The organism is Rhodopila sp., from assembly GCF_035548095.1.
Taxonomy (GTDB): domain Bacteria; phylum Pseudomonadota; class Alphaproteobacteria; order Acetobacterales; family Acetobacteraceae; genus Rhodopila.
The window spans coordinates 208,095-227,236 of sequence record NZ_DASZUV010000028.1 but is presented as its reverse complement, the minus strand read 5'-3'; the positions used below and the strand labels follow the sequence as shown (position 1 = coordinate 227,236).

Below are 19,142 nucleotides of genomic sequence, written 5' to 3'. Positions count from 1 at the left end.
CCTTGATGCTATCGCGGCGGCGCGGTCCCGGTCTTGACGGAATCGACTTCGGACCTACCGGCCGCGCGATGTCAGCCGAAATCCGTCGCCAGCTCCGCTCTGACCGCCTCCGGCAGCACGGTCATGTGGCGGTAGTGCGGGTGCGAAAAGCCCAGCACCACCTCGGCGTTCGGGGTGGAGAAGGCGGCGATCTGCTCCGGCGTGAACGGGAAATGGACGAACTGGACCGAGGATGCCTTGCCCTCTGCCGTGGTGCGGTCCTGGTCGGCTTCGGCGATACCGCCGATGGTTTCGCCGCCGACGCGCAGGAAGGCGGCGTCCTCGATGCCGCCCAATGAGGCGAGGGTACGCTTGCGGCGGATCGGGTCATCGATCTCGATCATGAAGGTAGCGGTCAGCTCGCTGCCGTTGGGGATCAGCGGGTTGTAGGCTTCCAGCTCGCCGGGCACCTGCTCCGCGCCGCCCTTCTCGATGTAGACCATCTCCTGCACCTGCAGCCACATGGTCTCGAAGCACTCGAAATAGAAGGTGATCGAAGGTCCGACAGCGACCCGCCTGTTTCGTTTCTTCAATGACACGCGGCGGCGGTGCTCTGTCCGGTTTCGGGTGTAGTCCTCCATGGGCAGGATATCGGCTGCGGTCAGAACGCGCTTCGTCATCATTACCTCATAGGGACCGGCCGCCGGGCACGGCGTCGATGCCGTAGGCGCGGGCGATGATCTGGATCGGGTGGGTGACCAGGGTCGGATGTGACGCATCGGGGGCCGCCTTGTCGACGCCCTGGGCGATATGGACGCCGGCCAGCGGGCATTCCGACGTCACGAAGCCCTTTTCCGCCTGCGCCACCTGCCGTGCCACCGGGCGGCCGATTTTCATGGCGATATCAAAATGCTCCTTCTTGAAGCCCCAGCTGCCGCCATGGCCGGAGCAGCGCTCGATCACCTTCACCTTGGCCTTCGGCACCAGCCGCAGCATCTCAGCCGCCTTCTGCCCCATGTTCTGTGCCCTGGCGTGGCAGGCCATGTGCAGCGTCATCAGTTCCGGCATGTCACTCATGCCGGGGGCAATCCCTTCCTTTTTGGCGATGTCGACGACGTATTCGCTCAAGTCGAAACTCGCCTTGGCCAGCCTGGCGACGGTGGGGTCATCCGGCTCGATCAATGGCCATTCGAATTTCAGCATCAGCGCGCAGGACGGCACCAGCGCGATGACGTCGTAGCCCTTGTCGATCCACGGCCCCATCTCTGCCGCGACCTTCCTTGCGTTGGCGGCGACGTCGGCTACCCGTCCCTGTTCCAGCAGCGGCATGCCGCAACAGGCGGGATAGACCACTTCCGTCTCGACACCGTTCCTGGCCAGCACGGCGCGGGCGGCGATGCCGACCTCGGGCGCGTTGTAGTTGCCGAAACAGGTGGCATAGATGACCGCCTTGCGGCCGAAGGCCGGCGCCTCGGCATTCACGCTGGGCACATAGGCGGCGGCCAGCGTCTGCAGCCGATGTTCCGCGTATTTCGGCAATTCCGCTTCCGGATGCAGCCCGGCGGCGTCCCGGAACACGGTGCCCAGGGTGCGGTTGCCGCGATCCGTCGTCCAGTTGGCCAGGCTGGACACCATGTTGGCCACCATGCCGTTGCGGTCCGTCTCGGCCAGCTGCTTGTCGGCGAAGGTCAGCCTGCCCTGGTCCGCCTCCATGGCGCGATAGCGCAGCATCAGATGAGGGAAGTCCAGGTTGAATTCGTGCGGCGGGACGTAGGGGCACTTCGTCATGAAGCACATGTCACACAGCGTGCAGGCATCGACGACGCGCTTGAAATCCTTCGGATCGACGCCGTCCAGCTCCTGCGTCGGCGATTCATCGACCAGATCGAACAGGATCGGGAACGATTGGCACAGGTTGAAGCAGCGGCGGCAGCCATGGCAGATGTCAAAGACCCGGTGCAGCTCCTTCTCGATGGCGGCGGTATCGTAGAACTCCCGCGATTGCCAGGGGATCGGATGGCGGGTCGGCGCCTCCAGGCTGCCTTCTCTCATTGACGCCTCGTTCCTTCATTGCCGGGCCGCGCGCGTGCCCAGACACGCATCATGGCCCGCCATGCCGGCGAGCCATGATGATGATCAATCCAGTTCGACTTGCAGCGCCGAGCCGTGGGGACCGCGGTCAGGCGGCCAGTTCGTTCAACGCCTTCTGGAAGCGGCCGGCATGCGACCGTTCCGCCTTCGCCAGTGTTTCGAACCAGTCGGCGATTTCGTCGAATCCTTCGTCGCGTGCCGTCCGCGCCATACCAGGATACATATCTGTGTATTCATGCGTCTCACCGGCGATCGCGGCGGCCAGGTTCTTGTCGGTCGCGCCGATCGGCAGGCCGGTGGCCGGGTCGCCCGAGGCTTCCAGGTACTCCAGATGGCCATGGGCATGGCCGGTTTCGCCCTCGGCGGTCGAGCGGAACACCGCCGCGACGTCGTTATGGCCTTCGACGTCCGCCTTCTGCGCGAAATACAGATAGCGGCGATTGGCCTGCGATTCGCCGGCGAAGGCAGCCTTCAAATTCTCTTCGGTCTTACTTCCCTTCAGCGTAGCCATGATAGTTCCTTTTCAGCACAATCCGGATGGGTGATACCGGCCGACCAGGCGTGCAGCGCCGCCGGATCGGACTGGCTGCGAAACACCCAGCACGGGCAGTTTAGAGTAGATGCCGCGCTCATGGAAGTTCGTCACGTTATGAATTTTCTCGATTGAACCTGAACCACGGACGCAGAGACCGCTGTCATGCGCCGCGTGTAGTGCGCCGCGTCGCTACCGCGCACGGCCGCTGCAGGACCGGTTCCGCCCGGCAGGTCCGTTCTTTGATATAAGGCGGGTGATATAAGGCGGTGGAGGCGCATGGCCGCCCGATCGGAAGCCTGGCTGCCGGCCGATCTCGACCGCCACGTCCGCGCTCGCGGCGGCGTCCAGCCCGGCTCCTCGGCTTTCACCACCGGGCGAAGCCGCTATGATCACCGCGGCTCGGGCGACAGCCCGGCGGCAGCAGGAGGAAACCATGCAAGGTGTCGTCTTCACGGGTGATCGTGAACTGGAGTTGATGACGTTCCCCGACCCGACGCCGGGATCCGGCGAAGTGGTGCTGGAGATGAAGGCATCCGGCATGTGTGGGTCCGATCTGCACCAATATCGCCGGCCGCGGAACCAGGATCGCCAGGGCACCGGGCTGCCATTCAACCCGAACCCGACCATTGCTGGACACGAGCCCTGCGGCGTGGTGGTCGCGATCGGTCCGGACGTCCTGCCGGCGCAAGCCAGGATCGGGGCACGGGTGATGGTGCATCACTACACCGGCTGCACCCAGTGCGGCCACTGCCGGTCGGGTTGGCAGCAGCTCTGCCAGGAAGTGCCGGTGAAGGTGTACGGCAACAACGCCCATGGCGGCCACGCCCGATACATGAAAGTACCGGCCGACACGCTGGTGCCGCTGCCCGATGAGCTGACATTCGAGGCCGGCGCGGCGATCGCCTGCGGCTCCGGCACCGCTTACGGCGCCCTGCGGCGGATGAACATCAACGGCCGCGATACCATCGCCATCTTCGGCCAGGGTCCGGTCGGGCTGGCGGCGACCCAGTTTGCCAAGGCCATGGGCGCCCGCGTCATCGCCCTGGACATCAGCCCGCAGCGGTTGAAACGGGCCAAGGAATTCGGCGCCGATGAGGTGGTGGACCCCGGCAGCAATGACCCGGTGGCGGCGATCAAGGACCTGACCCATGGCCGCTATGCCGACCTGTCGCTGGACACCTCCTCCAACGCCGAGGCTCGGGCCAATGCCATCAAGTCCACCAAGGTCTGGGGCACGATGTGCTTCGTGGGCGAGGGCGGACATGTCGATATCGATGTCAGCCCGATGCTGCTGCGCCGGCAGATGACCCTTGTGGCCTCCTGGACCTTCTCCAACATCATCCAGGCGGAATGCGCGACGTTCTGCGTCGAGCGGAAAGTGGATGTGGACGCGCTGTTCACCCACCGCTGGAAGTTGGATCAGGCGGACACGGCGTACAAGCTGTTCGACAAGCAGGCTGATGGGAAGGGCGTCTTCCTGATATGATCGGTGATGACATTGTCTGGCTGTACAAGGCGGCGGCGGAAAAGCTGATTGTCGGCACGTCGGGCAATGTCAGTGCGCGCACGCCGGAGGGCATGCTGATGACCCCCACCGGCAGCGCGCCGGCCGGTTTATCGGTCGCCGACCTGGCCAGCGCGACGATGCAGGGGCAGGCGCTGAACCAGAACCCGCGGTCGAGCGAATGGGCGACGCACGCCGCCGTCTATGCGACCTGTCCCGGCTTGAATTTCCTGGTGCACGCCCATGCCGATGCCGCGACCGCGCTGGCCTGCCTGAATGAGCGGTTGCCGCCGTTTCATTACATGGTGCTCCGCTTCGGCGGTGACGATGTGCGCTGCGCCCGGTATGCCACGTTGGGTACCCAGGCACTCGCCGATCTCGCGGCGGTGGCGATTCACGGCCGCTCGGCCTGTCTATTGTCCAACCATGGCATGATCGTTGGTGGTGCCACCGCTCGCCAGGCATTGGATGACGCGGTCCTGCTGGAAACGCTGTGCCGCCAATATCTGATGGCGCGGGCGGCCGGCACGCCCCGGCTGTTGTCGAAGGAGGAGATGCAGGCGGCGCGCGAACGGTTTCGCGCCTACGGGCAGGCTTGAGCCCGAGGGCTACAACTTGATGATGGCGGCAAGGATGCCGACCGCGACCGTCAACATGGCCCCGAGTCGCATCGTTACTCGAACCTCGACATTGGCGATCAGAGCCGTCATTTCCCGGCGCACAGCGGATATGGCCTCGGTGAGATCGCGCCTCATCGCCACCATGTCCTCTCGGAGCTCCTGCCTTGTGGCGGCGATCTCCCCGCGGAGTTCCTGCTTCGTGATGGAGAATTCGTTGCGAAGATTATCTTCGAGAGACCCACTCTCTTCCCGCAACCCGCGTTCCGCCGCGGCAATAGCCTCCTGGACGCGCTGCCCGAGCGTCCCGATCTCCTCCCGCAACCCGCGCTCGACCGCGGCAGTCTCATCGTGGACGCGCTGTCCGAGCGTCCCGATCTCCTCCCGCAACCCGCGTTCCACTGTGGCAGTCTCATCGTGGACGCGCTGTCCGAGCGTCCCGATCTCCTCCCGCAACCCGCGTTCCACTGTGGCCGTCTCATCGTGGACGCGCTGTCCGAGCGTCCCGATCTCCTCTCGCAACCCGCGTTCCACTGTGGCCGTCTCATCGTGGACGCGTTGTCCGAGCGTCCCGATCTCCTCCCGCAGACCGCGCTCGACCGCGGCCGTCTCATCATGGACGCGCTGCCCCAGCGTCCCGATCTCCTCCCGCAACCCGCGTTCCACTGCGGCCGTCTCATCATGGACGCGCTGTCCGAGCGTCCCGATCTCCTCCCGCAACCCCCGCTCGACCGTGGCAGTCTCTTCGTGGACGCGCTGCCCCAGTGTCCCGATCTCCTCCCGCAACCCGCGTTCCAGGGATATGATCTCTCCGTGGAAGCTGCGCTCGAACGACCCGATCCTGGCCCGAAGAGCCTGATCGCCCGACGCGATCTCGCCGCGCAGCACGCCGAACTCGGCGCGAACCCAGGCAAATTCGGCCCGCACCCAGCCGAATTGCTGGTGGAGGATCTCCAGATCCGCCTTGGTGACGAGGTCAGACATGATGAATGCGCGCACCGCGTCGGCGTGTGCCTCGGCCTCCGGCAAGGGGACCCCCGCGTCCTGCAGGCGTCTGGCGTAGGACAGCGTGTCGAACGCGTATACCATTTAATCATGCCTTTCCGACTTGCGCACCACGCGTGATCCTCGAACCGCTGCGTTAATTTTCGCCTAATCCCGTTACGCGAGGCCCCCAATGCCCCAGATCGTTGACCTGACCGGCCGTGTCGCCCTGGTGACCGGTGGATCGCGCGGGATCGGCGCCGCCATCGTCCAGGCGCTGGCGGAAGCCGGGGCGAATGTGGCGATCAATTACCGCAGCGCTGCGGCCGACGCGGATGCGGCTGCCGCGAAGGTGCGGGCGATCGGGCGCAAGGCCCTGGCTGTCGCGGCCGATGTCTCGGAGGCGAGCGCAGTGGCCAAACTGGTGCGGACGGTGCAAGACGGGCTGGGGCCCATCGACATCCTGGTCAACAATGCCGGCATCGCGCTGATCCGCGGCATCGATGACCTGACCGAAGCGGATTTCGACCGGACCATCGCCGTCAATCTGAAATCGGTGTTCCTCTGCACCCAGGCGGTGCTCCCGCATATGCGGGAGCAGCATTGGGGGCGGATCGTCAACATCTCCTCCGGCGCCGCGCGCGGCGCCGGAGGCGTCGGCCTGCACTACAACGCGTCGAAGGCCGGCATGGAGGGCATGACAAGAGGCTATGCCGCCCGCCTGGTGAAGGAAGGCATCACCGTGAATGCCGTCGCGCCATCGCTGATCGAGACCGACATGGTGCGCGCCGGGGTCGCCGCCACGCCCTCCCGCATTCCGCTTGGCCGTTTCGGCACGCCGGAGGAGGTGGCGATGGTCGTCATGATGCTGGTTGGCAATGCCTATATGACGGGCCAGACCGTGGCCCTGTCCGGCGGCATGGCGTTCAGCTGACGCGAGCAGACCCCCAGGAGCCGGCCGCGCCCGTCATGGTGCGGCCGCCGACACTCTCGGATTGTTGTTTCGATCCACCGGCGATGACGCCTGCCGCAGCGGCACCGGACCGCGCGGATCGTGTTATCCTACGCAAGGCAGCACGTCGCTGCTCGGGCAGCAGGGAGGAACCGCGGCCATGGCCAACCACGTATACAAGGTCATCGAACTGGTGGGTACCTCGCCGGAGAGCGTGACGAAAGCCATCGACTCCGCCATCGCCAAGGCGGCGGCCAGCGTGCGCCAGCTGGGCTGGTTCGAAGTCGTGCAGATCCGCGGCCATATCGAGGACGGCAAGATCGCCGACTACCAGGTCACGATGAAAGCCGGCTTCCGCCTCGAGGACGGTTGATCCAGGCTGACACCGCCGCGCCTGGCCGCAATGAGCCGCCGGCTCCGCGGGTCTCAGGCGGCGTCGGCGTCGGGGCGTACCCCCAGGACATGGGCGATCGCATAGGTCAGGTCAGGCCGGTTCAGCGTATAGAAGTGAAACTCGTCGACACCGTTGGCCTGCAGCAGGCGCACCTGTTCGGCGGCAACCACCATGCCGACCATGCGACGCGTTTCCGCATCCTCCTCGGTACCTTCGAAAAGGCGGGCCATCCAGGCCGGCACGGCGGCCCCGCACATGGCAGAAAACCGCGCCGCCTGCGCGAAATTGGACACCGGCATGATCCCTGGCACGATCGGCGCGGTGATCCCGGCGGCAAGGCACAGGTCCAGAAAGCGCAGATAGGTCGTGGTATCGAAGAAATACTGGGTGATCGCGCGCGTCGCGCCGGCATCCAGCTTGCGCTTCAGGTTTTCCAAGTCCGCCATCGGACTCGAGGCCGCCGGATGGACCTCCGGGTACGCCGCCACCGAAATCTCGAACGGTGCCACCTTGCGCAGTCCGGCGACCAGGTCCACCGCGTAGGGGTAACCGCCGGGATGCGGTGAATAGGTGGAGCCGGGCGGCGGGTCGCCGCGCAAGGCGACGATATGGCGTACGCCCGCATCCCAGTAGCGGCGGGCGACTTCATCCACCTCCTCGCGCACCGCGCCCACGCAGGTCAGGTGGGCGGCCGGTACCAGCCTCGTCTCCCGCACGAGGCGGGCAACCGTCGCGTGGGTGCGCGCCTGGGTCGAACCGCCGGCACCATAGGTCACCGAGACGAATCGGGGCCTCAGCGGCGCCAGGCGTTGAATGCACGCCCAAAGCTGTTGCTCCAATGCCTCGGTGCGAGGCGGAAAGAACTCGAACGACAGGGCCGGTGGCTTGTGGTCGGCGTTCTGGATCGGCAGGCCGCTGAAGCGCGGGCCCGTCAGCCAGCGATGCAAGGTTGGGGCAGGTGTGTCATCCATGCTCTCTCAATCCTCATATCCCGGGCACGACGCAAGCGCTACCTGCCGCGGCGACTGTGGGGCCTGCCCCCGGCCGTGCCCACCGGAGGCGGTGAAGGAGGGGCCTTCCCGAAGCCTTCTGGCCGCTCCCCCTGGTCGGTCCGGCGGGGCAACTCCCTTGTCGGTTCCCTTGCCGGCGCCGGACATGATAACACAACATTACATCTCGTTTACGTGAAGACCGGATTGCGGGGATTTCCAATCCTGGCCGAACTCGCCATGTTGGCGCTTGTCGGTTATTCGGGACCAAACCGGTCCCTTGCCAGAGGATTCTGATGCCGTCTGCCCCACGTCCTCTTCGCTCGCTCGTTGGGGCACTCCGAATTTGCACCGTCACCGTCAGCCTGGCTGCCCTTCTCAGCGCCTGCGCGACGCCGCCGCCGGCCGACGATCCCGACGCCGTGGCGGATTTCAAGGCGACGAACGATCCGCTGGAGCCGACCAACCGCGTCTTTTATGCGATCAACAACGGCCTGGACACGGTGATCCTGAAACCCGCCGCAGAAGCCTACCGCTTCGCGGTCCCGGAGCCGGTCCGGAACGGCGTGCACAACGTGCTGGGCAACCTCGGCACCCCTGTCGCGCTGGCGAACGACATGATGCAGGGCAAGCCGCGCCGCGCCGGTGACACTTTCATGCGCTTCGTCATCAATACGACGGCCGGCGTTCTGGGCATCTTCGACGTCGCCCAGAAATGGGGCTACAGCAAGCATGACAGCGATTTCGGCATGACCCTGGCAAACTGGGGCGTGCCGGAAGGCCCATTCCTCTACCTGCCGGTGCTGGGCCCGTCGGACCCGCGCGACGCCGCCGGCTTCGGCGTTGACATCGCGCTTGACCCGTTCACCTGGGTGGGCAGCCCGCACAGCACGGCGATGAAGGCGTTCAACTGGTCACGCCTGGCGATGAACGCCATCGATGCGCGGGAGCGGGTGCTTGACCCGATCGAGCAGATCAAGAAGACGGCACTTGATCCCTATGCCACGTTCCGCAGCCTTTACCGGCAGCACCGAGCGGCGCAGATCAAGGAGATGCAGGACGACGACCGGCACACCATCCCGGTCTGGTTTCCGCAGCCGAAAAAGACCGCCGCCCAATAGGGACGGGCCTGCCACCGGAGTTTGATCGAACATGACTCACCGCCGGACCTTGCTGAGCCTCCTGGCTGTTTCCAGCCTCGCCGCCGCCCTGCCGGCCTGGGCGGACACATCGCCGGCCGAAAAAGCCGCCGTCTTCGTCAAGGCAACCGGTGACAAGCTGGTCGCCGTCATCAACGGACCAGGCAGCGACGCCGACAAGCGGGCCGCGCTGACCCGGATCATCGATCAGGCGGTGGATGTCGATGGCGTGGCCCGATTCTGCCTGGGCCGGTTCTGGCGCAAGGCAACGCCGGAGCAGCAGAAGCAGTACCTGGAACTGTTCAGGACCGTGCTGGTCATCAACATCTCGGCCAAGCTGGGGCAATACCAGGGTGTCGCCTTCGCGATGGGCCGCCGGCGCATGCAGGATGAGGATGCGGCCGTCATGACGACCGTGCTGCGGCCCAACAACCCGCCCGCGGACGTCGACTGGATCATCTCCAACCCCGCGACCAGGCCGCAGATCATCGACGTCGTGGCCGAGGGAACCTCGCTGCGGCTGACCCAACGGCAGGATTACGCATCCTTCCTGAGCCGTAACAATGAGGACATCAACTCGCTGATCGCGGCGATGCGCCAGCAGGTGGCGCAGAATCATTGATGACCGGCATCATTGATGACCGGCAGGGCGGGCGGCCGCGCGCCAGCCAGGTCAGCCGGGTCACGCCATCAAGCATGACAGGGTCGGGTTGACTCTATCATCCCTTAGCAACCCTTTGATGCAGGAGCGCGATTCACGCCTTCTCACCGCCGGCTTCAGGCGATCGCGCTGAAGCAGCGTCAGGGGACGCCCGGTACGGTCCGGACGGCCGGACCGCTCACACTCTCATACAGCACCATGCAGTACCCGTTCTGGGTAAACGTCTCGGCCTCGTGCATGCCGATGCAGCCCAGGACGGTGCGGGAACCCACATTGGTCTCCCGCGCCACCGCGACGATACGGCGCAGGCCGGCCTGATCGTGGCCGAAGCGCAAGGCTGCCCAGGCAGCCTCCCGCGCCAGGCCACGGCCTTGCGCCTCCGGCCACAACGCGAAGCGCAGGCCGGTGCCACGGCCGTCCGGCCGGTCCTCCAGCCCGACTATCCCCAGGAACCGGTGCCGGTTGTCGGGCTCGCGGATCGCCCAGATACCATAGCCGCAGCGCCCCCAGGCGATGACGAAGCGCGCCAGGTCGTCCGCCGCCCTGACCGGATCCCGGACACCGCCCAGCATCACCGCGAACACCCGAGGATCGCCGGCGATGGCGCGAAAATCCGCCAGATCCTGGCCGCCGATCGGGGTCAGCAGCAGCCGCCCCGTGCGCAATGTCCAGGCCGGGTTCATCTCGCCCCCGCCGGGCAGGAGCGGCGAACCAGCCGGTCGCCGGCCGCTGTCACCGTGTCAGCGGCGGCGCGGAGCGTCCCCGCGTTGTCGAAGACACGCCGGCGGCGTGGCCGGCGTCCGTCCATGGGCGCGTGTCTGGGTCAGCATGGCGACGTGTTCGCAGACCTTGCGCCGAATTGCCAGCCATCGCTTGATGAAAAGACGCTGGCGGCCGGCCATGGGTCGTGGCTGTCTTGGCCGCCGTGACGGTCATCGGTTTCCCGTCGGCGCGCAACCGGGCGGAAAGGCACCTTTGCCAGCCGCCGCGCTGGGGCCTATCGTCAGGTCGCGAGCGCCATCACCTGAAGCCGACGGCGAGAAGGCGTGAATCGCGCTCTTGAATCAAAACGTTGATAAAGCATGAGATGGGATCGACCTGACCCTGTCATGGCTTCAGGAAAACGCCCGAGGCACGGTCATGAATGCGATGGCGACCAGCCCCCTGCCGGATTACGGACCGGAAGGGGCCGCGATGCGGTCCTATCTGGAAGCCGGCGCGGAACGCGCCCGAACCCTGGGGGAACCGCGGCCCGATCCGCTACACGGCGGATGGCGGGAATTCGTCCCGACATTCTGGACGCGTATTGGCGTTGCGGCTTCCACGTCTTCGAAAACGTCCTGAAACCGGCCGAACTGGCTGTGGCCGCGGCGGTGAACGGTGATGATTTCGTGCCGTTCAACGAAGCCTTGTTCATCAAGGAACCCGGTCGCGGCGCTTCGGTCGCGTGGCACCAGGACGGCGTCACCCACTGGGACAGCCCGGACTGGGACCACGGCTCGCACGGCTACAACCTCATGGGCCAGCTTCGTGGCTGCACCCCGGCCAACGACGTCTGGGGCGTGCCCGGCTCCCACGGTTGGGGCAAGGCGGAATATCAAGGCCATGGCCGCCGCCGGGACGGAGCGGCTGCCGGACGCAATGCCCGTCGTCTGCGCCCTGGCGACGTTGCGATCACCAACCGGCAAACCGTGCACGGCTCCTTCGCCTACACCAGCAAGGAGACGCGATCGATGCACGGCGGCAGCGCTTTCCGCACGAGACCCCCTGTCGGTGCCAGCCGCTGGAGGGCGAAACCTATCGCTGGCATGCGGCGGCCAAAGCCGGCATCATCGACTACAACCTGCTCGACCTGAGCATTTAGAGGCGGACGCGCGGATGCAGATCAAGAAAGGTTATAAGCAGCTTCTGGCGGAAGCGGACGCGCAGATACAAACGCTGTCCGTCGCGGAAGCGCAGGCCCGGTACGGGAAGGACGATGTCGTCTTCATCGACCTGCGCGATCCCCGGGAACTGGAACGCGAGGGCAGGATGCCTGGCGCGTTCTCCTGCACGCGCGGCATGCTGGAATTCTGGATCGACCCGGAAAGCCCTTACGCCAAGCCGATCTTTCAGGAGCCGAAGACGTTCATCTTCTTCTGTGCCGGCGGCTGGCGCTCCGCCCTGGCGGCGAAGACGGCGCAGGATATGGGGCTGGAGAAGGTCGCCCATATCGAGGGCGGGTTTGGCGCCTGGAAAAAGGCGGGCGGGCCGGTCGAGGCGGTCAAGCCGAAGGCGTAGAGCGCGATCGCCTGAAGCCGGCGGCTGGAGGGCTTGAGTCCCCTCTTGAATCAAAGAGTTGACAGAGCACGATGCGGGCCAGAGGACCCGGTCCGGCCAGACCGCGATCCCGTCCTATCAGGTGCGGGAGGGCGGACCCTTCAGCATCTCCACCGGCAGCCAGACGCGGCGTACCTGCCAGATGCCCTCCCGCAGGTCCAGCTCCATGCGTACCGGCTCCCGCACGCCCTGGGCGCGCAGATCGACAGTGAAGACGGTCGGGCTTTCGAAGAAGGCCCAATCCACCGAGACCCGCGCCATGGCGCTCGCGGGCGTCTCGGCCCGCGGCTCCTGCCGTGAATCGCCCCGTGCATCCTTGGACGGCGCCGCCGTCGATGCCGCGACGATCGCCTGCGGCGTCACCTGCCGGTCGATGGCGTTGGAGGCGATCCCCCGGATGAAGCCGCTGCCAAAGGTGGGCAGCGACCCTTGCGGCTGGGCTGGACCGGTGTCGACAACGTAGTCGCACACATCTTCCTTGATCCCTTCCCGCACCGCATGCCAGTCGACCAGCCGTTCCAGGGTCGCCGCGTCGGCGGTCTGCATGGCGGTGCCAAGCCGGTATAGCGTGACATAAGGATAGGCGGCGTAGGCGACCGTCGCCGTTACCACCGTCGCAAAAAGAGGCCACCTGACGCGCATGGAGGACGCTCCGATCAGTCGCTCAGCCAGGAACCACTCGCCATCGTATGCAGTTGCATCCGCGGTATCCTGACACTCGCCAAAAGTCGTTGATAATCCTTTAACCCGCATCAACGATCCGACGATACATCTCCGGGTCCGTTGCCCCTTCGGTGCCGAACAGCAGGATGCGGCTGTCGGATGAAAGGCCCAGGCTTCGGCGCGCGTCGGCGTCGCCGCAAGCTAAGAGGCAGGCGGCGACTCCCGCAACCCCCGATTCGCCGATCACCAGCTTCTGATCCGCGAGAATGCGCATCGCCCTGGCCGCCTCCTGGTCGGGGATCGCCATGAAGGCGGTCGCCGCCCGCTCCAGCTCCTGCCACGCCAGCAGGCTGGGCTCGCCGCAGGCGAGGCCGGCCATGATCGTGTCCAGGTCGCCATGCACGGTCGCAGGCGCGCCGCGTTCGGCACTCAGCAGCAGGCAGGCGGCGTTGTCGGGCTCGACCACGATCAGCGCCGGGGACGGATCGAACCGAGCGCGGGTCTGCACTGAGACAGCGGCAGCGGCACCGCCGACGCCCGCCTGGATGAAGACATGGGTGGGTGGCGCGCCATCCCACTGATCCGCGGCCTCATCCGCCATCAACCGATAGCCCTGCATCACCGATCGCGGAACCTCGGTGTAGCCCGCATAGGCGGTGTCCGAGACGACAAACCAGCCATTCGCCCTGGCTTGCCGGTCCGCCTCCCGCACCGCGTCGTCATAGGTGCCGGGCACCCGCCGCACTTTGGCGCCAAAGGCGGCGATGGCATCGACACGCGGCTGGCTGACCGTCTCATGCACAAAGATCACGCACCGGCAGTGGAACCGCCTCGCCCCCCACGCCACCGCCCGGCCGTGATTGCCATCCGTGGCGCAGGTGACGGTGATGGCGCCGGTGGCGTCGGCGTGGCGACCGGACGCGAGCTCCGCCGATCCAGCCCGCGGCGCCACGCCGCGCCGTGCCAGCTCGGCGCTCAGCAACGCGGCGACGGCATAGGCACCGCCCAGAGCCTTGAAGCTGCCCAGCCCGAACCGTGTGCCTTCGTCTTTCAGCCGGATCGCCGCGACGCCGGCCCTGGCCGCCAGCGCCGGCAGATCGTGCAGCGGCGTCGGCGCGTAGCCGTCCCAGGTGGTGATCTCGGCCTTCGCGCGCCGGAACCCGCCGGCCGGCAGGACGACGAGGCCGGGAACACCCATGCGGGGGTTGAGGAACAGGCGCATCAAATCCGATCGAGCCGGATATTCCCGAAACCGTCCAGCTCCGCCGTCATGCCGCGTGGCACCAGGCATGTCGCGTCGTATTCCTGGACGATCAGCGGTCCGGACCGCTTGTCGGTCAGGCCGGAACGATCGGTCACCGGCGTCTCCATCCATCCGTCGCCCGGGAACCAGGCCTTCCGGCTGGCCGGCACCGATTGGGCCAAAGGCGGGATCGCGGATGGCAGCCGCGGGCGTTCCGGCAGGCCGCGCGCCATCACCGACAGGCCCATCAGCTCCACCGGTTCACCGGCCGGGGCGCGGAAGCCATAGGTCCGTTCATGCTCCGCCGCGAACAGGTCGGCGATCCGGGACGGCGACACGGCGCCCTCGGGCAGCGTCACCTCGATCTCGCTGGACTGGCCGGCGTAGCGGGCGGCGGCGGCGCGCTGGAACACCTGCCGTTCCTGGGGAAAGCCGTCGCGTAGCAAGCGCTGCGCCCCGGCGGCGGCAAGGTCGGTCAGGATGCCAGTGATCCGGTCCGGATCGGCATGGTCCAGCCGCAGCCGGATGCTCTGCCGCGCATGATGTTCGGCGTCCGCGACCAGCAGCCCGAACGCGGAGAACACGCCCGGCAGCGGCGGGACGATCACCCGGCGGATACCCAGCTCCGCCGCGATTCCGGCGGCGAACAGCGGCCCGTTGCCGCCGAAGGCCAGCATCGTGAATTGCCGCGGGTCGCGTCCCCGCTCGACGGACACCGAGCGGATGGCCCGCATCATCGTCGCCGAGGCGAGGCGCAGCATGCCATGCGCTGCCTCCTCCACGGACCGTTTCAGCGGTTCGGCGAGGTCGCGGGCGATGGCCGCCCGCGCTGCCCCCAGGTCCAGCCGCATGCCGCCGCCGACCAGGCCACCGGGATCCAGATAGCCCAGCACGAGGTTGCAGTCGGTGATGGTCGGCGCGGTGCCGCCCCGGCCGTAGCAGACCGGTCCCGGTTCGGCCCCGGCGCTGTGTGGTCCCACCTTGGGCGCCCCCGCGGCATCCAGCCGGCAGATCGAGCCGCCGCCCGCGCCGACCTCGGCCAGATCGATCGCCGGCAGCTTCAGCATGTAGCCGGCGCCGACCAGCAGGCGGGAGCCGGCCATGACGCCGCCGCCGACCTCCATCGCCTCGGTCCGCAGCACCTCGCCGTTTTCCACCAGCCCGGCCTTGGCGGTGGTGCCGCCCATGTCGAAGGTGATCAGCCGCGTCTCATTCAGCCGGCGGGCCAGCGCCGCCGCGCCGACCACGCCGGCGGCTGGGCCGGACTCGACGATATGGGCGGGCGAATGCGCCGCGAACGCCGCCGAGGCCAGACCGCCATTCGACTGCATCAGTTGCAGCGGCGCATCGATGCCCATGGCGCGCAGCCGCGCGTCCAGGGCGGTGATGTAGGCGCGCACGACCGGTTGCACATAGGCGTTGATGCAGGTCGTGGAGGTGCGGGGATATTCCTTGATCTCCGGCAGGATCTCGCTGCTGACGCTGATGGCGATGTCCGGCAGCGCGGCGCGCACCATTCTGGCGACTGCCTGCTCATGCGCCGGGTTGGCGTAGCTGTGCAGCAGGCAGATGGCGACGGAGGCGACGTTCTCGGCGCGCAACATCGTCAGCACCGGCGCCAGGCTGGCACGGTCCAGCGGCACGGCGACCGAACCGTCGGGGCGCGTCTTCTCCGTCACTTCCAGCCGCAGCCGGCGCTCCACCAGCGCGCGGGGCTTGGTCCAGCCAATGTCGTACAGCACCGGCATGCGCAGGTCGCGGATTTCCAGGATGTCGCGAAATCCCCTGGTGGTGATCAGCGCGGTCTTCGCGCCCTTGCCTTCCAGCACCGTGTTGGAGCCGACGGTGGTGGCGTGCAGCACCTCGGTCACCGGCCCGTTGCCGCCGGCCAAGAGCGCGGCCAGGCCGCCGATGATGCCTTCCCCATAATCGCGCGGGGTGGAGAGGATCTTGTGCGTGGTGACGCGTCCATCCGGCGCGAACGCGACCAGGTCGGTGAAAGTGCCGCCGATATCGACGCCGACGCGCAGCCCGCTCATGCCGCAGGCTCCCACGCCACGTCGGGCAGCGGTGTCCGTTCCGCTTTCAGCCTGGCCCGGAGGATTTCGGTCGCCGGTTCGTCGATGACCGGCGGGTCGCCGGCGGCGACCACGCCGTAATCGCGGGCGGCGGCGTCGATCGTCACCAGCCCGTCACGCAGGTCGCGCGCCACCAGCGCCAGGTCTCGGTCCAGTGCCGGCCCCCAGCCGCCGGCGCCGGGCAGTTCATGCCGGAAGACCTCGCCCTTCCGCAACGTCATGGTGATCTTGGCGTGCAGCTTCGCCTCATTCGCCTGGCCGGGATTCATGACGTTCAGGCCGGGCGCGCCCGGTCCGCCGCCATACAATCCGTATGGACGATGTGTCTGGCGGTCGGCCCGCACCTGCAGCACGCCCTCATCGGCCAGCATCCGCCAGGTTTTGCGCTGGCTCATGCCGCCGCGGAATTTTCCGGCGCCGCCGGTATCGGGGACCAGTTCGTAATCCAGCACCTCCAGCGGGTTCTCCGCCTCGATCACCTCGACCGAGAAGCTTGCCATGTTGGCGAACATGCAGGTGTTGCCGTCCAGCCCGTCCGCCCAGGGCCGGCCGCCCCAGGCGCCGGAGATGAAGTCGACATAGATATACGGGTTCAGGTCCTTGTCGTAGCCGCCGATGGTCAGGCCGGTGTTGCCGCCGTCGGAGGCGGCGAACACCAGGTCGGGATACAGTTTTGCCAGCGCGCCAAAGGCGCAGTCGACGCCACGGAAGCCGGTCAGGCCGCGCGCGGCGCAGGCGGCGGGCAGCTTGCCATGGGTGATGGTGCCGGGCGGCGCGATCACCGTGATCGGACGGAACACGCCGTCATTGTTCGGCATGTTCACCGACAGCACGGACTTCACGGCGGTGAAGCTCATGGCCTGCGTGTAGCTGAGCGTATTGTTGATCGACCCCTTCACCTGCGGGGAGCTGCCGGTCCAATCGACCTCCATCGTGTCGGCGCGCTTGCGCACGGTGCAGACCAGCTTGATCGGCACGCCGGCATCGATCTGGTCGTCATCGATCCAGTCGGTGAAGCTGGCCTCGCCATCCGGCAGCTCCAGCAGGCATTGGCGGGTCAGCCGCTCCGAGTAGTCCATCATCGCGACCATCAGGCTGCGCACCCCCTCGGCACCGTAACGTCCAACCAGGTCGGCCATGCCACGCGCCGCGATCTCGCACGCCGCGAGCTGGGAGCGGATGTCGCCGAACACCCGTCCGGGCAGCCGCACGTTGCGTTCGATCATGCGGAACAGCGTCGCGTTCGGCCGGCCCTTCTCGTACAGCTTCAGCGGCGGGATGCGCAGGCCCTCGGCATAGATCTCCTGGCTGTCGGAGGCGTTGGAGCCCGGCACCCTGCCGCCCACATCGGTGTGGTGACAGATCGTGGCGGCATAGGCGATGACGCGGTTCCCTTGTTCACCTGGGGCGGACTCCCCTGGGGCGGACTCCCCTGGGGCAGATTCCTTTGGGGCGAACAGCGGCTTGAAGATAAAGATGTCGGGCAGGTGCATCCCGCCGTCGTAAGGATCGTTGTTGATGAAGATGTCGCCCTCGGCGATGTCGTCGCCAAATGTGCGCAGCACTGCCTGCAACGCCGAGGGGATCGAGCACAGATGGCCGGGCAGCGACAGGCCCTGTGCGACCAGGCGGCCCTGGTCGTCACACAGCGCCGCGCTGTAATCCATGATATTCTTCAATACACCCGAATAGGCGGTGCGATAGATCGTCAGCACCATCTCATCGCCGATGGCGGAGATGGCGTTGCGGAACAGCTCCTCGGTGATGGCATCGGGGGTGATGGCATCGGGGGTGATGGCGTCCGGGGTGATCGTATCCGGATCGGCGGCCTGAGGGGTGATCGCGTCTGGCATGGGGCTCGCTGCGCAGGAAATGGCAGTCCCCATCCGACCACCGTGCCGGCGATCTGACAACCGGCCGTGACGGCGAACCCCGGCTCTACGAGGCGACGGCCTGCCGTGGCGCGTCCTACGGTTGTTGCAGCGCCCACAGGCTGGGTGTCCGCGGATTGGGCGGATCGCCCGCCAGCACGGCGAAGCTGTCGTTGAAATAGGCCACGAAGGCATCGGTGTGCATGACCCCGCCGCCGCGATCGGTCTGCACCAGGCCCCAGCTATTGGCGGGCGGCGGGTTCTGCGCCTCTCTCAACGAACCCGCGTTATAGGCGATTGCCACAAGCGGCGGGTCGAAGCCGGTGGGTATGCTCGCCCGCGTCGCCTGCTGCGCGATAAAGGCGGCTCCCGCTCGGATGGAGGTCTCGGGGTCGAACAGCCGGTCCCGGGTCAGCGTCGGGTCGCCGGTGGCATGGCGGGCGGTCGAGATCAGGGTCTGCATCAGACCGGGGGACACCTTGTCCGGCGTGCTGTCATCGGAGACGAAACCCGGTTCCTGCCGGGACCTGGAAGGATCGCCGCCGGACTCGGTGCAGGCGGTGGCAATCAGCAGTTCCACCGGCACGCCATAGGCCGCCGCGCATTTCTCCAGCGCGGTCCGGAACCGCGTCCAGACATTGGCCGCCGTGGTTGGCGCGCCTTGGGTCCGGGGTGGGGACGGGTTGCCGTCCAGACAGATGCCTTGCGGGGTCAACTGCCATTGCTTCGGCCCGCGGCCGAGCGGCGAGCCGTGCGACGCGGTCAGCCGCGGCAGATAGGTGCCCAGGCTCACACGCCACGGCAGCATTCCCGTCGGGCGCATGACCGATGGGGGCACCTTGAGGCCCGCCGACGTCTCCACCGGCGCGTCATCGGGAAACAGCGCGCTCCAGGTGTCGCGCCCGACGATGCCGTCGACGACGATCTTCGGATTGCGGATATGCAGCTGGGTCTGGAACGCCACCACCGCGGTGCGGGTTATCGGCCCGAACACGCCATCCGCGACGCCGGTGAACACGCCGGCCCGTGCCAGGGCAAGCTGGGTCTGGCGCACATCCTCCCCCCGCTGCATCGGCAGGCGGAAGGCGAGATCGCCCCTGAGCAGAACCATGGTGACCTCCCG

At 67.0% G+C, this 19,142-nt stretch carries 19 protein-coding genes; 8 read left to right on the top strand and 11 right to left on the bottom strand.

Going from position 1 to position 19,142, the window contains the following annotated elements; genetic code table 11:
* Nucleotides 1-71 precede the first annotated feature (71 nt).
* The 3 genes from VHC04_RS20330 to VHC04_RS20320 form a co-directional block, all read right to left on the bottom strand.
* Nucleotides 72-659, bottom strand: coding sequence for a DUF3501 family protein (locus VHC04_RS20330; RefSeq protein WP_325684559.1), 588 nt, complete (start codon nt 657-659; stop codon nt 72-74).
* Nucleotides 660-666: 7 nt separating this feature from the next.
* Nucleotides 667-2,031 carry a heterodisulfide reductase-related iron-sulfur binding cluster gene (locus tag VHC04_RS20325; RefSeq protein ID WP_325684558.1) on the bottom strand — a complete coding sequence of 455 codons (1,365 nt, stop codon included), beginning with the start codon at nt 2,029-2,031 and terminating at the stop codon, nt 667-669.
* Nucleotides 2,032-2,158: 127 nt separating this feature from the next.
* Nucleotides 2,159-2,581: a rubrerythrin family protein gene (locus VHC04_RS20320; protein WP_325684557.1), complete on the bottom strand. Its 423-nt coding sequence runs from the start codon at nt 2,579-2,581 to the stop codon at nt 2,159-2,161.
* Between the two features lie 457 nt (nt 2,582-3,038).
* Here VHC04_RS20320 and VHC04_RS20315 point away from each other — a divergent pair, with 457 nt between their 5' ends.
* A complete protein-coding gene (locus VHC04_RS20315; RefSeq protein WP_325684556.1) occupies nt 3,039-4,091 on the top strand; it encodes a zinc-dependent alcohol dehydrogenase family protein in 1,053 nt (350 codons plus the stop codon).
* Nucleotides 4,088-4,708, top strand: a complete 621-nt coding sequence (locus tag VHC04_RS20310) for a class II aldolase/adducin family protein (RefSeq protein ID WP_325684555.1) — start codon at nt 4,088-4,090, stop codon at nt 4,706-4,708. The genes VHC04_RS20315 and VHC04_RS20310 overlap by 4 nt, the downstream gene beginning before the upstream one ends.
* A 9-nt stretch (nt 4,709-4,717) precedes the next feature.
* Here the strand turns inward: VHC04_RS20310 and VHC04_RS20305 are convergent, their stop codons facing one another.
* Nucleotides 4,718-5,815, bottom strand: a complete 1,098-nt coding sequence (locus VHC04_RS20305) for a hypothetical protein (RefSeq protein WP_325684554.1) — start codon at nt 5,813-5,815, stop codon at nt 4,718-4,720.
* 88 nt (nt 5,816-5,903) lie between these two features.
* Between VHC04_RS20305 and VHC04_RS20300 the strand changes: the two genes are divergently transcribed.
* Nucleotides 5,904-6,644: an SDR family NAD(P)-dependent oxidoreductase gene (locus tag VHC04_RS20300; protein ID WP_325684553.1), complete on the top strand. Its 741-nt coding sequence runs from the start codon at nt 5,904-5,906 to the stop codon at nt 6,642-6,644.
* A gap of 178 nt (nt 6,645-6,822) precedes the next feature.
* Complete coding sequence (locus VHC04_RS20295) at nt 6,823-7,035, top strand: dodecin (protein WP_325684552.1); 213 nt, start codon at nt 6,823-6,825, stop codon at nt 7,033-7,035.
* Nucleotides 7,036-7,088: 53 nt separating this feature from the next.
* On the opposite strand, the gene metF is transcribed toward VHC04_RS20295, so the two are convergent.
* Nucleotides 7,089-8,027 (bottom strand): methylenetetrahydrofolate reductase [NAD(P)H], encoded by a 939-nt coding sequence (metF, locus tag VHC04_RS20290; RefSeq protein ID WP_325684551.1) that lies wholly within the window; start codon nt 8,025-8,027, stop codon nt 7,089-7,091.
* A gap of 314 nt (nt 8,028-8,341) precedes the next feature.
* On the opposite strand from metF, the gene VHC04_RS20285 reads away from it, so the two are divergent.
* Together VHC04_RS20285 and VHC04_RS20280 are read left to right on the top strand one after the other, a co-directional pair.
* The gene (locus tag VHC04_RS20285) at nt 8,342-9,166 is read left to right on the top strand and encodes an MlaA family lipoprotein (RefSeq protein ID WP_325684550.1); all 825 of its coding nucleotides are present in this window, start codon (nt 8,342-8,344) and stop codon (nt 9,164-9,166) included.
* Between the two features lie 31 nt (nt 9,167-9,197).
* Nucleotides 9,198-9,806 carry an MlaC/ttg2D family ABC transporter substrate-binding protein gene (locus VHC04_RS20280; RefSeq protein WP_325684549.1) on the top strand — a complete coding sequence of 203 codons (609 nt, stop codon included), beginning with the start codon at nt 9,198-9,200 and terminating at the stop codon, nt 9,804-9,806.
* Nucleotides 9,807-9,985: 179 nt separating this feature from the next.
* On the opposite strand, the gene VHC04_RS20275 is transcribed toward VHC04_RS20280, so the two are convergent.
* Nucleotides 9,986-10,528: a GNAT family N-acetyltransferase gene (locus VHC04_RS20275; RefSeq protein WP_325684548.1), complete on the bottom strand. Its 543-nt coding sequence runs from the start codon at nt 10,526-10,528 to the stop codon at nt 9,986-9,988.
* Between the two features lie 588 nt (nt 10,529-11,116).
* Here VHC04_RS20275 and VHC04_RS20270 point away from each other — a divergent pair.
* Complete coding sequence (locus VHC04_RS20270; RefSeq protein ID WP_325684547.1) at nt 11,117-11,701, top strand: phytanoyl-CoA dioxygenase family protein; 585 nt, start codon at nt 11,117-11,119, stop codon at nt 11,699-11,701.
* A gap of 22 nt (nt 11,702-11,723) precedes the next feature.
* Nucleotides 11,724-12,125 carry a rhodanese-like domain-containing protein gene (locus VHC04_RS20265; protein ID WP_325684546.1) on the top strand — a complete coding sequence of 134 codons (402 nt, stop codon included), beginning with the start codon at nt 11,724-11,726 and terminating at the stop codon, nt 12,123-12,125.
* A gap of 117 nt (nt 12,126-12,242) precedes the next feature.
* Here VHC04_RS20265 and VHC04_RS20260 read toward each other — a convergent pair whose 3' ends face one another.
* From VHC04_RS20260 to VHC04_RS20240, 5 genes are all read right to left on the bottom strand, one after another.
* On the bottom strand, nt 12,243-12,806 hold the full coding sequence (locus tag VHC04_RS20260; RefSeq protein ID WP_325684545.1) for a DUF2939 domain-containing protein: 564 nt from the start codon (nt 12,804-12,806) through the stop codon (nt 12,243-12,245).
* A 100-nt stretch (nt 12,807-12,906) separates the two neighbouring features.
* Nucleotides 12,907-14,049 carry a diaminopropionate ammonia-lyase gene (locus VHC04_RS20255; RefSeq protein WP_325684544.1) on the bottom strand — a complete coding sequence of 381 codons (1,143 nt, stop codon included), beginning with the start codon at nt 14,047-14,049 and terminating at the stop codon, nt 12,907-12,909.
* On the bottom strand, nt 14,049-16,109 hold the full coding sequence (locus VHC04_RS20250) for a hydantoinase/oxoprolinase family protein (RefSeq protein ID WP_325684543.1): 2,061 nt from the start codon (nt 16,107-16,109) through the stop codon (nt 14,049-14,051). The genes VHC04_RS20255 and VHC04_RS20250 overlap by 1 nt, the downstream gene beginning before the upstream one ends.
* Nucleotides 16,106-18,001 (bottom strand): hydantoinase B/oxoprolinase family protein, encoded by a 1,896-nt coding sequence (locus VHC04_RS20245; protein ID WP_325684542.1) that lies wholly within the window; start codon nt 17,999-18,001, stop codon nt 16,106-16,108. Before VHC04_RS20245 ends, VHC04_RS20250 begins: the two co-directional genes overlap by 4 nt.
* A gap of 115 nt (nt 18,002-18,116) precedes the next feature.
* Nucleotides 18,117-19,130, bottom strand: coding sequence for a peptidoglycan-binding protein (locus VHC04_RS20240; protein ID WP_325684541.1), 1,014 nt, complete (start codon nt 19,128-19,130; stop codon nt 18,117-18,119).
* Nucleotides 19,131-19,142 lie beyond the last annotated feature (12 nt).

What these genes read in the sequence shown, in the direction of transcription:
- VHC04_RS20245 (WP_325684542.1), bottom strand. Translation starts at nt 18,001, where the DNA reads ATGCCAGACGCGATCACCCCTCAGGCCGCCGATCCGGATACGATCACC.
- VHC04_RS20275 (WP_325684548.1), bottom strand. Translation starts at nt 10,528, where the DNA reads ATGAACCCGGCCTGGACATTGCGCACGGGGCGGCTGCTGCTGACCCCG.
- VHC04_RS20315 (WP_325684556.1), top strand. Translation starts at nt 3,039, where the DNA reads ATGCAAGGTGTCGTCTTCACGGGTGATCGTGAACTGGAGTTGATGACG.
- VHC04_RS20255 (WP_325684544.1), bottom strand. Translation starts at nt 14,049, where the DNA reads ATGCGCCTGTTCCTCAACCCCCGCATGGGTGTTCCCGGCCTCGTCGTC.
- VHC04_RS20305 (WP_325684554.1), bottom strand. Translation starts at nt 5,815, where the DNA reads ATGGTATACGCGTTCGACACGCTGTCCTACGCCAGACGCCTGCAGGAC.
- VHC04_RS20270 (WP_325684547.1), top strand. Translation starts at nt 11,117, where the DNA reads ATGGCGGGAATTCGTCCCGACATTCTGGACGCGTATTGGCGTTGCGGC.
- VHC04_RS20265 (WP_325684546.1), top strand. Translation starts at nt 11,724, where the DNA reads ATGCAGATCAAGAAAGGTTATAAGCAGCTTCTGGCGGAAGCGGACGCG.
- VHC04_RS20300 (WP_325684553.1), top strand. Translation starts at nt 5,904, where the DNA reads ATGCCCCAGATCGTTGACCTGACCGGCCGTGTCGCCCTGGTGACCGGT.
- metF (WP_325684551.1), bottom strand. Translation starts at nt 8,027, where the DNA reads ATGGATGACACACCTGCCCCAACCTTGCATCGCTGGCTGACGGGCCCG.
- VHC04_RS20250 (WP_325684543.1), bottom strand. Translation starts at nt 16,109, where the DNA reads ATGAGCGGGCTGCGCGTCGGCGTCGATATCGGCGGCACTTTCACCGAC.
- VHC04_RS20295 (WP_325684552.1), top strand. Translation starts at nt 6,823, where the DNA reads ATGGCCAACCACGTATACAAGGTCATCGAACTGGTGGGTACCTCGCCG.
- VHC04_RS20325 (WP_325684558.1), bottom strand. Translation starts at nt 2,031, where the DNA reads ATGAGAGAAGGCAGCCTGGAGGCGCCGACCCGCCATCCGATCCCCTGG.
- VHC04_RS20330 (WP_325684559.1), bottom strand. Translation starts at nt 659, where the DNA reads ATGACGAAGCGCGTTCTGACCGCAGCCGATATCCTGCCCATGGAGGAC.
- VHC04_RS20280 (WP_325684549.1), top strand. Translation starts at nt 9,198, where the DNA reads ATGACTCACCGCCGGACCTTGCTGAGCCTCCTGGCTGTTTCCAGCCTC.
- VHC04_RS20260 (WP_325684545.1), bottom strand. Translation starts at nt 12,806, where the DNA reads ATGCGCGTCAGGTGGCCTCTTTTTGCGACGGTGGTAACGGCGACGGTC.
- VHC04_RS20240 (WP_325684541.1), bottom strand. Translation starts at nt 19,130, where the DNA reads ATGGTTCTGCTCAGGGGCGATCTCGCCTTCCGCCTGCCGATGCAGCGG.
- VHC04_RS20310 (WP_325684555.1), top strand. Translation starts at nt 4,088, where the DNA reads ATGATCGGTGATGACATTGTCTGGCTGTACAAGGCGGCGGCGGAAAAG.
- VHC04_RS20320 (WP_325684557.1), bottom strand. Translation starts at nt 2,581, where the DNA reads ATGGCTACGCTGAAGGGAAGTAAGACCGAAGAGAATTTGAAGGCTGCC.
- VHC04_RS20285 (WP_325684550.1), top strand. Translation starts at nt 8,342, where the DNA reads ATGCCGTCTGCCCCACGTCCTCTTCGCTCGCTCGTTGGGGCACTCCGA.